Consider the following 12,983-nt stretch of genomic DNA (forward strand, 5'->3'; position numbering starts at 1 on the left):
CGCCGGGCGGTGCTGAGTGCCTCTCGGGAAGCATCGGGCGAGTGTCGCCACCACCCGTGAGGCGACGAGCGACCCCGACATCTCGACGCTGGGCAGCACGCTCAAGCGCGGCGCGATGCTCTCGGGACTCGCGCTGGGGGTCGTGCAGGTCGTCTCGTTCGTCCAGACGCTGATCCTCGCCCGCATCCTCGATCCCACCCAGATCGGCCTCTACGCGGCCGGCACGGTGATGATGGGGTTCCTCCTCGGCTTCACCGAGGGCGGCCTGCGCGGCGCGCTGATCCAGCGCGAGGGCGACGTCGAGGACGCCGCCGACACCGTCTTCTGGGTCACGTTCGTCACCGGGCTCGGGCTGGCCGTGCTGTCGCTGGCGTCCGCGCCGATCATCGGGCTCGTCTTCCGGAGCGAGCTCGCCGGGACGATCGCCGCGGTGTCGTCGGGCGCGGTGGTGCTGCACGCGCTGACCAACGTCCCCGACGGCCTCATGCAGCGCCGCTTCAACTTCAAGCGACGGCTGATCGTCGACCCCACACGCGTGCTCGGGTACGCGATCGTCACGATCACGCTGGCGCTGTGCGGCTTCGGCGTCTGGTCGATGGTGATCGGCAACTACGTCGGCATCGGGATCTGGCTGTTCCTGAGCTGGCGGTACGCGAAGTGGCGGCCGGGTGTCGGGAAGTTCCACTTCGGGCTCTGGCGCGAGATGGCCAGGTTCGCCGCGCCGCTGCTCATCGAAGGCATCGTCGAGCGCGTCCGGACCGCCGCCGAGACCGCGCTGATCGGCCGCAGGCTCGACGCCAACAACCTCGGCCAGTACCGCTACGGGTCGAGCCTCGCCCAGCTGCCGGCGATGGTGATCGTCCAGATCGGCTCGTACGTCCTCTTCCCGGCGTTCTCCCGGCTCCAGTCCGATCCGCCGCGCTTCACCCGTGCGTTCGAACGCGCCCTGCAGGTCACGTGGGTCATCGCCGCGCCGCTCGCCGGCCTGATGATCTGCCTCGGCGAGCCCGCGGTCGTCGTGCTGCTGGGGGAGAAGTGGCGGGCCGCGGGCGTCGCGCTGATGGTGATGTCGGGCTACGGCGTCGGCATCGCGCTGCAGGCCGTCGGCAGCGAGGTGATCAAGGCCGTCGGCGCGTCGAAGATGCTCAACTGGACGACGGCGACCAGCCTCGTCCTCGGCATCGGCTCGTTGCTCGCGCTGCTGCCGCTCGGCCTGATCGGCGTCGGCATCGCGATGTCGATCACCGAGATCGCCGTCGGGCTCGTCATCCTGGTGCTGTCGAGGCGGATCGTCACCTACTCCGTGCCGCGGCTCGTCGGCATGCTCGTCCCCCCGCTGGTCGCGGCGGGCGTCGCCACGGTTGCGACGTGGTGGGTCGACCGCAACGTCCTCAACGCCGACGAGCACGGTGTGCTGCTCGGCGTCGTGATGCTCGTCCTCGACGCGATCGTCTTCGTGGTGGTGTACCTCGCCGTGCTGACGGCGCTCGCGCCGTCGCTGGGCCGCTCGCTGCTCACCGCCGTCCGGTCCAAGCTCCGCCGCGGCGGTGCGGACGACGAGGAGGACGAGGGCGACGAGGACGAATCGCGCGTTCCGGCGTCCCCGACCGACCCGGACCGCGAGCTCGTCGGGGCCGGGGTACCCGCGCCGACCGCGGCCGAGCAGACCATCCGGCTGCCACCGCTCACCGCGAGCGGTGTGTTCGGCATCGCGCGCGCCGTCATCTCCGAGGGTCTCGACGATGCGACCGTCCAGATGCGACTCATCTCGCCGACGAGCTCGCCGGGTCTCGGCGCCCCCCGCCCGCGACCGCGTCCCCAGCCGCACCCGCGGCCGCGGCTCGCACCGCTGCCGCAGGTCACGCCCGTCGAAGGCACCGCGTCGCCGGCGGAGCGGACCGTGCTGCTGCACCCGGCGGGCGGGTCCGGTCCCGGGCCCACGGACGGTCCGGTCGACCTGTTCTCCGCGCCCGACGACGCTGCCCGCGACGTCACGACCACCTCCGACGGCCGCCGCTGGGATGCGCCGCTGGAGAGCCTGCGCCCGTCCGGGGCCGGGGGCCGTCCTGCCGGTGGGCCGCCGACGGACGAGCCTGCTGCGGGTGGCACGCCGGTGAGGGGCGCGGGCTCCCACGACGGTTCCGCGCCGGTCGACCGTGCCGGGGCGCAGGGCGCTTCGGGTCCCGACGCGGCAGGTCGTCCCGAGTCCAGGGGGGCAGCGCCGAGCGGCCCGCCGGCCGCTCGGTCGAGCCGCTCCGGTGACGCCGCGAACGCTCGCCCGGACGTCCCCGGCGCCCCACCACGACCGCGGCCCTCGCCCCGACCACGACCGACGCCGTTGCCCCCGGGAGACGAGTCGAGCACCGCCAAGGTCCCCGCTCGACCGCCGTCCGGCGGCACAGCCGCGGGTCGACCGACGGGCGGTCCGTCCGCCGGGCAGGCCGAGCCGGCTCCGCCGAAGCGTGGCGCCGACGGTGGTCCCGTGGCCGACGCGCGGCCCTCGGATTCCGACCGGGCCCCCGCCGGCCCGACGGGTGGCGGCGGCCGGAGCGGGCGCGGCGCGGTGCCCGGAAGCGCGCCGAGCCGCCCGGGTCAGCCGGCCGAGTCGTCGGCGCCCGCGGGTCGAGGGGGCGGCGGCCCCGCCGGCAACGGCAGCCCGACACCCCCGGCGCATTCCGACCGCGGCAATACGCACGGCGGTGGGCCGACCGCGACGGACGTCCAGCGGCCCGGCCCGAACGGCCCACAACCCGCCCCGACGCAATCTGGTCCGACGGGGTCAGGTCCGACGCGATCCGCCGCAGCGGGGTCCGGTCCGACAGGGTCTGCTCCGACGGGGTCCGGTCCGACAGGGTCCGGTCCGACGGAGTCCGCTCTCGGTCGGTCCGCGGCGCAGGAGCCGGACTCCACGGGCCCGGGTACCCAGGGGGTAGGCCCGAAGGGTGCGGGCTCGAACGGTCCTGCCCCGGACGCGCCGAGCCCGAACGGCTTGGGCACGACGGGTTCAGGTTCTCGGGGGCCCGGTTCTCAGGGGTCGGGTTCTCCGGGATCGCGCTCGCACGCGCCGGACTCGTCGCGGTCGGGCTCGCAACGGGCGGCCTCGAACGGCCCGGCCCCGAGCGTTTCGGGCTCGAACGGTTCGGGCTTGCAGGGCCCGGGTTCGCCGGGGTCGGGGTCGCAAGGTGCGGTCTCGAATGGTCTCGCTTCGAACGCTCCGGTCTCGAACGGCCCGCGTTCGCAGGGTCCGGGCTCACGGAGGGCCAGCACGAACCGTCCCGATCCGGACGCTTCCCGCTCCGGCGTTGCCGGCTCGCAGACGCCGGGTTCTCGAGGCGCCTTCTCGGCCGACGCCGCGCCGACGAGGGGCGCCGGGAGCTCCGGACCTCAGCAGGGAGCGCCGCCGAGCGGTCCGGCGCCGAGTGGTCAGGTTCCGAGCGGGGCAACCCCGAGTGGTCGGGAGCCGAGCGGTCCGGCTCCGAGCGGTCGGGAGTCGAGTGGGCGGGAGCCGAGCGGTCCCGCTCCGAGCAGTCGGGAGCCGAGTGGTCGCGAGCCGAGTCGCTCTGGTCCAGGCGGCTCGGTCCCGGGTGGCTCGGTCCCGGATGGTGGCTCGGCCCTCGGCGTCCCCGGCGGTCGGGCGTCAAAGAGCGCGATCCCCGGCGACCCCGCCGGCCACGGTCCGGCCCGCAAGGGATCGGTCCCAACCGGCTCGGGCCTCGCCGCGAACGACGCGGGCGAGACGGGCTCGTCCGGCCCGCCTGTCGGCAGCCGGGGCAGCAACGGCGCCGGCCCGGAAGGTGCGGCTCCTGCGGGGTCGCGTCCTGCCACCGGCACCAAGGGCGACTCGGCGGGCACGGGATCGGGAAGCACCGGGTCGGAGGCAGCCGCCGGGCAGTCCGACGATCCGCGACGTGGAGCGCCGTCGGCGGGCGTCGAGCAGACCCGCCGCCTGACCCCGACCGCAGCCGCGGGATCGCGCAGCGAGCCGCACCGCGGGGCGACGAGCGCGGACGGTGCGCCCAGCCGACCTGGTGACACCGCGGCGGACGGCCCCCCGGCCGACAGCGCCCCGCGACGCCCGTCGCCCCGACCCCGCCCACGGCCGGTCGAATCCGACTCCGGCGCTTCGTCCTCCGACGACCGCCGCGGCTGACCCCGACGCCGCTTCGTGGTCGTCGTTTGCGGGACGTGAGCGTCGCTGGTTGCGCTCAGGTCCCTCGTTCGACGATCACCGGGGGTGCGGGTCGACGGTGAGGGTCGGTTGCACCTCGGCGTCGGGGCGCGGATGCCTCGACGCCGGTGGCGCGTCGCGCTTGACGGGCGTCCGCGGCCACGCCCCCAGCCCGGCCGGTGATCGTCGTACGCGGGACATGGGCGCACGTGGTCCCTCGTTCGGCGATCACCGGGTCGTGCTGGGCGCGACCGCGCGGCCCGAACACCTCCCCGTCGGCGCCTGTTCCCGCCGGTCCGGCGACCATCGCGGCCGCGCCGCGCCCTTCGATGGTCGCCCTTTGCGGGACATGGGCGCGTGTGGTTGCGCTCTGGTCCCTGGTTCGGTGATCACCGGGCGGGGCGGCGATGGTCGCGTGGGCGCTGAGGCGCCCCGGGGCCCGACGGGCGGGGCGGGGAGTCGGGGTTGGGCGCCGCGGCTGCCTTCTGATCGTGGTCGTCGTTCGCGGGACATGGGCGCGTGTGGTTGCGCTCAGATCCCTCGTTCGACGATCACCGGGTCGTCGGGGCGACCACGCGGCCGCTCATCGTGCCCGCAGGGCTCACCGCGCCGACAACGCTCCTCGCACCCGCTGCGCTCCCAGCGTCGGCGACGCGGACCGCGTCCGCGCACCGCGGCCGCAGCGCTCACCGCGGCCGCGACGCTCACGCGTCCGCGGACCGCGTCCGTGACGCAACCCCGGTCGACCGCTGCACAGGACGGTGCTCGCCCTGCGGACGGGACGGGCAGGGGCGGCGGGCAGGGGACGGCTCAGTACCACTCTTCCCAGCGGTCGAAGGCGCCGCCGAGGGCGGCGCGGAAGACGCGGTCGTCGTCGAACCGGGTGACGAAGGTGCGGGGGACGGTGCCGGCGGGGCGCCGTTCCATCGACTGTGCGTAGACGGTGGTGTAGCCCGCCTCCGTCGCGGCCTTGCGGGCCACCTCCGGCCAGTCTTTCGACTGTCCGAACGGGATGGCGAACTCCGTCGTCTCGATGCCCAGTTTGTCCCGGAGGGCCGTCCGCGACTGTTCCAGCTCGTCGACGACCTGCCCGGGGGACAGGGTCGCGAAGTTGGGGTGCGTCACCGAATGGCTGGCGATCGTCACACCGCGCTCCGCGAGCCCCGCGACCTCGTCCCAGTCGAGGAAGTCCTCGTGGCCCTTCTTCCCGTCGGCGAACCCGCTGACGATGAACGCCGTCCACGGGATGTCCAGCTCACGCAGCAGCGGCTCGACGGTGGTGAGGATGCTGCGGAAGCCGTCGTCGAAGGTGAGGGCGAGGCGCCGGTCACCGGGGGCCGGGTCGGTCGGCTCGGCGACCAGTTCGGACGCGGGCACGAAGCGGTAGCCCGCGATGCGCGCCATTTCGAGCTGGCGACGGATCCGCTGCAGGGAGACGTCGTTGAGCCCCATCTTGGGCATGCCGACGGTGTGGTAGCAGAGGATCCGGCTGGTCGGCGGCTTGGGCGCCCGCGCCCGCGCGATGAGCTGCCGTTCGGCGTAGGCGCGGCCACGGGCCACCCGGTCGCGGGCGGCCTCGGTCCGCCACTCGGCGGAGTGGCGGACACGCTCGATGAGCGACACGTTCTCCCTTTCGGACGGGCGGGTCGGGGCCCTCAGGTGCCGACGCGGACCAGGCGGGCGGTGCGGCCCTCCTGGCGCAGGCGACGGCCGGCCTTGCTCAGCACGGGCGGGCGGACGACCTGGCCCAGCGGGCCCAGCCGGCGGCGCAGCCGCATGGTGCGCCACTCGGGGATCGTCGTGACGTCGCCGGTGATCTCGGCGGCCCAGTTGGCCAGCAGCCGCGCGGCGTCGCCCAGCTCCCAGCCCTTCTCGTCGGCGCGCTTGACCCGCAGCATCGCCTCGCGGGCGAGGGCACGACGCATGCGCTGGTCGAGGTCGTCGGTCTGGGCGTCGCCCAGGACGGTCCGGCCGCGCTCGAGCACCGCGTCGAACGCGAGCTTGCGCATCTCCAGGTCGGGCAGTCCGGCGTCCTTGTCGTAGTAGGCCTGCGACATGTTCGCGCCGTGCACGCGGTACCAGGCCTGGTCGACGCCGGAGACGAAGCCGACGTCGGAGTAGAGGGCGAGCTGGAGCCACATGTGCAGGTCGGAGGTCTGCAGCATGCGGGCGTCGTAGCCGCCGACCCGCTTCTGCAGGTCGGTGCGGATGACCACCGACGGCGAGAACACCGGGTTGGAGCCCCGGCTGTAGATGCGCCGCAGCCACGACTGGCTGCTGTGCACCACGGGCTTCCAACGGCCGGTGCGGACCTGCGGGCGGGGGTCGCCGGTCACCCAGCGCACGGAGTGGCCGTAGACGAAACCGACGCCCGGGTTGTCCTCCATGACCTGCGTCGCGCGCTGCAGGGCACCGGGGGTGAGCTCGTCGTCGGCCGAGATCAGCAGCGTGTAGGGCGCCTGCGCCCAGTCGAGGATGCCCTCGTTGAACGTGATGATGTGGCCCTTGTTGGTCTCGTGGACCAGCGCCTCGACGCGCTCGTGCTCCGCGGCGAGCTCGCGGGCGACGTCGGCGCTGCCGTCGCCGGACGCGTCCTCGATGACCAGGACCCGGACGTCGACGCCGTCCTGCGCGAGGACGCTGCGCACCGCCTCCGGGAGGAGATGGCCGTACTTGTAGCAGGGGATGACGACGTCGACGCGTGGACCGGCGTCACCCTTCGGACCTGCTGATGCTTCGGCCGTGAACTCGCTCATGCCGGGACGAGCCCCCTGTCGTTCTCGCGGTAGCGCTCGCCGCACTCGGTGCATGCGAGCTCGCTGTCGAGACGGGCGCCGCAGCGGCAGACCCATCCCTTCTGGACGGCGGGGTTGCCGGCGACGAAAGCATGTGCCGGCACGTCGCGGGTGACGACGGCCCCTGCGGCGGCGAACGCGAATTCACCGATCTCCGTTCCGCAGACAACGATCGTCCCGGCTCCGAGTGACGCCCCGCGGCGCACGAGGGTCGGGAGGAGGTCGTCAGGGGCGATCTTGTTGGCCGACCGCGGTCGCATGTCGTTGGTGAACAGCACGTTGGGCCCGAGGAAGACGTCGTCCTCGCAGGTCACCCCGCGGAACACGAGCGTGCCGTTCTTCACCGTGACGTTGTCGCCGAGGGTCGCGCCGTCCTCGACGAACGCGCAGTCGCAGATGTTGCAGTCGCGGCCGACCTTGGCGCCGGGCAGCACGTGGGCGAACGCCCACACGCGGGTGCCCGCGCCCACGTCCTCGCTCTCGCACAGTCCCTGCGGGTGCACCCGCACCCCGGCCACCGTCGTCATCGCACTCCCTCGCCGGGGCTCGGTCGGCGCTGCGCGGGGGCGCTGTGTCGACTGTTCGCTCGCTGCCGCTCGCTCATCGCACTCCCTCGCGGGGGCTCGGTCGGCGCTGCGCGGGGGCGCTGTGTCGACTGTTCGCTCGCTGTCGCTCGCTCATCGCACTCCCTCGCCGGGGCTCGGTCGGCGCTGCGCGGGGGCGCTGTGTCGACTGTTCGCTCGCTGTCGCTCGCTCACCGCACTCCCTCGCCGGGGGTCGCCCGCCGCCGCTCGATCACCGGGCGACGGCCTTGGCCAGCACCTCGACTACCCGCTCCTGCTGCGCCTGCGTGATGCCCGGGTAGAGCGGCAGCGACAGGATCTCCCCGGCGAGCGCCTCGGCGGCGGGGAACGCGCCCGAGCCGTGGCCGAGGTGGGCGAACGCACCGGTCAGGTGCACGGGCGTCGGGTAGTGGATGCCGGCGCCGATGCCGCCGGCGTGCAGGTCGGCCAGCACCCGGTCGCGCTCGGCGACGCGGACGACGTAGAGGTGCCAGACGTGCTCGTTACCCTCGGCGGTGACCGGGGCGACGACGCCGTCGACCTCGGCGAGCATCGCGGCGTAGCGATCGGCGGCCGCGCGACGCTGCTGGTTCCACTCGTCGAGCCGGCGCAGCTTGGCCGACAGCACGACGGCCTGCAGCGCGTCCATCCGGCTGTTGAACCCGACGACGGTGTGCTCGTACTTGCGCGGGGACCCGTGCTCGCCGAGGAGGCGGACTGCCGTCGCGAGCTCGGGGTCGGAGGTCAGGACGGCGCCCGCGTCGCCGTAGGCGCCGAGGTTCTTGCCGGGGTAGAAGCTGGTCGCGGCGAGGACGCCGAGCGTGCCCGCGGCCTCCCCGTTGCGCCGGGCGCCCTGCGACTGTGCGGCGTCCTCGACGATCGGGACGTCGCCGACGGCGGCGCGGATCGCCTCGACGGGGGCGGCCTGGCCGTAGAGGTGCACCGGGAGGACGGCCTTCGTCCGCGGGGTGACGGCGGCACCGGCGGCGGCGGGGTCGAGCAGCGCGGTGGTCTCGTCGCAGTCGGCCAGCACGACGGTCGCGCCGGTCCGGGCCACGGCCTCGGCCGTCGCGATGAAGGTGTTGGCCGGCAGGACGCACTCGTCGCCCGCGCCCACGCCGAGCGCGCGCAGGGCCATCTCGATCGCGTCGGTGCCGTTGCCGACCCCGATGCAGTGCGCGGCGCCGATGTACTCGGCGTACGCGGTCTCGAAGTCCTTGACCGCCGCACCGCCGACGAACGCGGTCCGGGAGAGGATGGCGGCCCAGCCCTCGGCGACCTCGTCGGCCACCTGGGCGTGCTGCGCGCCGAGGTCGACGAGCGGGACGGGGGTGTCGGTCACGATGCTCCAGACGGGTCGGTGATCGCGGCGGCGAGCGTGTCGACGACGCGGCGCTGGTCGGACTCGGTCATGTCGTGGTACAGCGGCAGGATCAGCGAGCGCGTCGTGAGGTGCTCGGTGACCGGCAGCGGGACGTGCGGGTGGCCCGCGTAGGCGGGCTCGAGGTGCGCGGCCATGATCCCGCGACGACCGGAGACGCCGGCGCGGGCCATCGTCTGCAGCACGTCGGGGACCGGCGGGGCGGAGTCGGGCAGCTCGACCCAGTAGGACTGGAAGTTGCTGCGGCCGAACGGCGGGTCGGCGACGGGGCGCACCCCGAGGTCGGGCAGCAGCGACGCGTACCGGGCGGCCAGCTCGCGACGGCGGTCGACCATGCCGGGCAGCCGCCGCAGCTGGACGAGGCCCATCGCGGCCTGCAGGTCGGTGAGCCGGAAGTTGTAGGCCTGCTCGACGTAGGACTCGATGATGACCTTGTCGCCCGCGGCGTGCCGGTCGGCGGCCGAGACCGACATGCCGTGCTCACGCAGGCGGCGCAGCCGGACGGCCCACTCGGGGTCGTCGGTGGTGATCATCCCGCCCTCGCCGGTGGTGAGCACCTTGCGCGGATGGAACGACCAGGCCGCCAGCAGCGCACCGCTGCCGACGGGCCGCCCGTGGGCCTGTGAACCGGCCGCGCAGGCCGCGTCCTCGACGATCGGCAGGTCGCCGCAGACGGCGGCGATCGCGGACACGTCGCAGGGCATGCCGCCCTGGTGGACGACGACGACGGCGCGGGTGCGCGGGGTGATCACGGCCGCCACCGACGCGGGGTCGAGGTTGCCGGAGTCGCGCTCGACGTCGGCGAACACGGGGGTGCCGCCGCAATGGCGCACGGTGTTCGCGGTCGCGATGAACGAGAAGGACGGGACGACGACCTCGTCGCCGGGCCCGATGCCGAGCAGGAGCAGGCTCAGGTGCAGTGCCGTCGTGCACGACGTGGTGGCGATGCCGTGGCCGGCGCCGACCGACGCGGCGAACTCGCGCTCGAACTCGGCCACCTTCGGACCCTGGGCGACCCAGCCGGACCGCACGACCTCGGCGACCGCCTCGGCCTCCTCCTCGCCCAGCAACGGCCGCATCACCGGGATGGTGGGCAGCCGGGTGGGCGAGGCGGTCACGTGGTCACCTCGCCCGGGCCGCGCCGCGCGGGCTCGGTCGTCGGGCGGCCCGCCCGGGCGGGGCGGTGGTGGCTCATCTCGGCCACCGGGACGAACTCGCCGTCCTTGGCCAGGCTGTGCGCGGCGGCCTCGAGCATCGCGAGGACCCGCAGGCCGGAGCGTCCGTCGGTGAGCGGGGGCCGCTTCTCGTTGATCGCGTCGGTGAACTCGAGCATCACCGAGCGCAGCGCCTCGGTGTTGGCCAGCGCGGGCGCGACGGTGTCGCCCGTGCGGTAGGAGACGATCGTCCGGGCGCGCGACTCCGGCCCGCCGTCGGCGGTGTCGACACCGCGGTCGTGGACCGACAGCCGCTGCGTCGGGTTCAGGTCGTCCCAGACGATCATCCGGTTCGACCCGCCGACGATCATCGTGCGGATCTTGGTCGGCGAGAGCCAGTTGACGTGCACGTGGGCGAGCGCGCCGTTGGACAGCTTGATCGTGAGGTGACCCACGCAGGCGTGCCCGGCGCCGACCGGGTCGGACCCGTGCGCGGAGATCGCGACGGGGACCACGTCGTCGGGCAGGATCGCGTCGAAGATCGACAGGTCGTGCGGGGCGAGGTCGTAGAGCACGTCGACGTCGGGCTGGACGAGCCCGAGGTTGATCCGCACCGAGTCGAGGTACTGCAGGTCGCCCAGCTCGCCGTTCGCGATCGAGTCGCGGATGTAGCGGACGGCCGAGGTGTAGCAGTAGGTGTGGTCGAGCATGAGCACGCGATCCATGCGGTCCGCGGTCTCGACGAGCTTGCGGCCCTCCTCGTAGGTGGGCGCGAGCGGCTTCTCGACGAGCACGTGCTTGCCGGCCTCCAGCGCGGCGCTGGCCACGGCGAAGTGGGTGGCTGCCGGCGTGGCGATCGCGACGGCGTCGACGCGCGGATCGGCCAGCACGTCGTCGAGCGACGGGGTCGTCGCGACGGTCGAATACCTACCGATCACGCTGCGTGCCCGATTTTCGTCGATGTCACACAGGTAGTGGAGCTGGAGGCCAGGGGTGGCCTGCGCGTTCCGAACGAGGTTCGGGCCCCAGTAACCGGCTCCGACGACAGCGATCCCGATCGGTGGATGTGGCGTGGTCACGGTGGTCCTTCCTACGCCAACCCCCGGTGCGGGCCGCACGGGGGGCCGGGGAGCGGCGAGCCGGGGGCGGCGGACGGCGTCCACGATAGGTCCCGGGGCGCTCGACCCCGACGCCGCCCCCCGGCGCCGACGGCCCGGTCCGACGGCCGGCCGCCGCGGCGCCGGAAACGGGACGATCAGGCCGTCGGAGTGACGGTCCGGACCCAGCCGAGGGTCGTCGCGATGCCGTCGCGCAGCGGCGTCGGCGCGCGCAACCCCAGGTCGGCGCGGGCGCGGCTGACGTCGAGGCAGCTGCGCAGCACCTCGCCGGCGCGGGCGGGGAGGAACTCCGGCGCGAACGCGTCGGCGCCCACCCCGGCGGCCTCGGCGATGGCCGCGGCCAGCTCGACGACGTCGACCTCGGTGCCCGTTCCGACGTTGTAGTGGTCGTGGGCGGGGGAGCCGGCGTCGGCCGCGGCGAGGTTCGCGGCCGCGATGTCGCCGACGAAGACGTAGTCGCGGGTCTGCGTGCCGTCGCCGAAGATCGTCGGGCGCCGTCCGGTGAGGACCCGGTCGCAGAAGATCGCGATGACGCCCGCGTCGCCCGTTGGGTCCTGCCGGGGCCCGTAGACGTTGCCGTAGCGCAGAGTCACCACGTCGAGGCCGTGCGCCCGGCGGAACCAGGCGCCGTACTCCTCGGCGGTGCGCTTGGACAGCCCGTACGCCGACAGCGGCCGGGCGGGCTCGGTCTCGGGTGTGGGGACGGTCGAGGTCTCGCCGTAGATCGCGCCGCCCGTCGAGGTGTTGACGACGCGGCGGGCGCCGGCGAGCCGGGCGGCGTCGAAGACGTTGACCGAGCCGAGGACGTTGGTCGCGGCGTCGAACGCGGGCTCGGTCATCGAGCGCCGGACGTCGATCTGCGCGGCGAGGTGGAACACGACGTCGGGCCGGAACGCGGTGAAGGCGGCCGCGACCCCGGCGCCGTCGCGCACGTCGAGCCGCTCGAGCCGGGTCCCGGCGGCGAAGGCGGAGGTCAGGTTGGCCTCCGACCCGTGGCTGAGGTCGTCGACGACCAGGACGTCGTCGCCGCGGGCGACCAGTTCGTCGACGATCGTCGACCCGATGAACCCGGCTCCGCCGGTGACCACTGCGCGCACGGCGGTCGACCCTATCCGCCCGGCGGCACCCCGGGACGGGCACGGGCCGTGACCGCGGGCACGACCCGGTCGACCAGCAGCGCGACGACGAGGACGACGACGAGCGCCGTGCAGAACCCGCCGACGGTGTCGGTGGGGTAGTGCACGTGCTGCGCGACCAGCGCGACCGCCATGGGCGCCGCACCGAGCAGGGTCACCACGACGACGACCGCGATCCGGGCCGCCGTCGCGCGCACCGCGGGTGCCGACGCCAGCAGCAGGCCCGTGACCAGGGCGAGTGACGTCGCGAAGCCGGTGTGGCCGCTCGGGTAGGAGTCCGCGCCGTCGAGGGTGCGGCCGACCAGGGGCTTGAGCACGGTCGTCACGACGCCGGTCGCGGCGGGCGCGAGCAGCGCGAGCAGGGCGTGCCGCGGCCGGCCCGCCGCGAGGCACACCGCGACGAGCACGACGGCGAGCACCGCGGCGGACATGACGTCGCCCACCGCGACCAGCGCGGCGAACAGGACCTGGCCGCGCGGCGCCGCCAGCGTGATCCGCTCGTCCAGCGTGCTCGCGTAGTCGTGGCCGGCGACGAGCACGGCGCCGACGACGAGCACGACCGCCGCCAGGCCGGCGACGACCGCCGCGACCGGACCGAGCGGGCGGGCCAGCACGGCCCGGTCCCAGCGCAGGGCCAGCACGGCCTCCGGGAGGCGGTCGCGCACCTG

At 74.3% G+C, this 12,983-nt stretch carries 9 protein-coding genes; 1 reads left to right on the top strand and 8 read right to left on the bottom strand.

Annotated features, from left to right (window positions below):
- Positions 1-16 precede the first annotated feature (16 nt).
- Complete coding sequence (locus PSED_RS09575) at positions 17-4,150, top strand: oligosaccharide flippase family protein (RefSeq protein WP_013674047.1); 4,134 nt, start codon at positions 17-19, stop codon at positions 4,148-4,150.
- Positions 4,151-4,978: 828 nt separating this feature from the next.
- Here the strand turns inward: PSED_RS09575 and PSED_RS09580 are convergent.
- From PSED_RS09580 to PSED_RS09615, 8 genes are all read right to left on the bottom strand, one after another.
- The gene (locus tag PSED_RS09580) at positions 4,979-5,791 is read right to left on the bottom strand and encodes a polysaccharide deacetylase family protein (RefSeq protein ID WP_013674048.1); all 813 of its coding nucleotides are present in this window, start codon (positions 5,789-5,791) and stop codon (positions 4,979-4,981) included.
- A 32-nt stretch (positions 5,792-5,823) separates the two neighbouring features.
- The gene (locus PSED_RS09585; protein WP_013674049.1) at positions 5,824-6,924 is read right to left on the bottom strand and encodes a glycosyltransferase family 2 protein; all 1,101 of its coding nucleotides are present in this window, start codon (positions 6,922-6,924) and stop codon (positions 5,824-5,826) included.
- Positions 6,921-7,490 (bottom strand): acyltransferase, encoded by a 570-nt coding sequence (locus PSED_RS09590; RefSeq protein WP_013674050.1) that lies wholly within the window; start codon positions 7,488-7,490, stop codon positions 6,921-6,923. The genes PSED_RS09585 and PSED_RS09590 overlap by 4 nt, the downstream gene beginning before the upstream one ends.
- Positions 7,491-7,758: 268 nt before the next feature.
- On the bottom strand, positions 7,759-8,868 hold the full coding sequence (locus tag PSED_RS09595) for a DegT/DnrJ/EryC1/StrS family aminotransferase (protein ID WP_013674051.1): 1,110 nt from the start codon (positions 8,866-8,868) through the stop codon (positions 7,759-7,761).
- Positions 8,865-10,025 (bottom strand): DegT/DnrJ/EryC1/StrS family aminotransferase, encoded by a 1,161-nt coding sequence (locus PSED_RS09600; RefSeq protein ID WP_013674052.1) that lies wholly within the window; start codon positions 10,023-10,025, stop codon positions 8,865-8,867. Before PSED_RS09600 ends, PSED_RS09595 begins: the two co-directional genes overlap by 4 nt.
- Positions 10,022-11,140, bottom strand: a complete 1,119-nt coding sequence (locus tag PSED_RS09605) for a Gfo/Idh/MocA family protein (protein WP_013674053.1) — start codon at positions 11,138-11,140, stop codon at positions 10,022-10,024. Before PSED_RS09605 ends, PSED_RS09600 begins: the two co-directional genes overlap by 4 nt.
- Before the next feature lie 176 nt (positions 11,141-11,316).
- The gene (locus PSED_RS09610; protein ID WP_013674054.1) at positions 11,317-12,276 is read right to left on the bottom strand and encodes an NAD-dependent epimerase/dehydratase family protein; all 960 of its coding nucleotides are present in this window, start codon (positions 12,274-12,276) and stop codon (positions 11,317-11,319) included.
- Positions 12,277-12,287: 11 nt separating this feature from the next.
- Positions 12,288-12,980, bottom strand: a complete 693-nt coding sequence (locus tag PSED_RS09615) for a phosphatase PAP2 family protein (RefSeq protein ID WP_013674055.1) — start codon at positions 12,978-12,980, stop codon at positions 12,288-12,290.
- Positions 12,981-12,983 lie beyond the last annotated feature (3 nt).

It is taken from the genome of Pseudonocardia benzenivorans CB1190 (assembly GCF_000196675.2).
In the GTDB taxonomy this organism is placed as follows: Bacteria; Actinomycetota; Actinomycetes; order Mycobacteriales; family Pseudonocardiaceae; genus Pseudonocardia; species Pseudonocardia benzenivorans.

Bases quoted from the DNA above. Each gene is read 5' to 3' on its own strand.
- PSED_RS09590 (WP_013674050.1), bottom strand. From the start codon at position 7,490: ATGACGACGGTGGCCGGGGTGCGGGTGCACCCGCAGGGACTGTGCGAG.
- PSED_RS09585 (WP_013674049.1), bottom strand. From the start codon at position 6,924: ATGAGCGAGTTCACGGCCGAAGCATCAGCAGGTCCGAAGGGTGACGCC.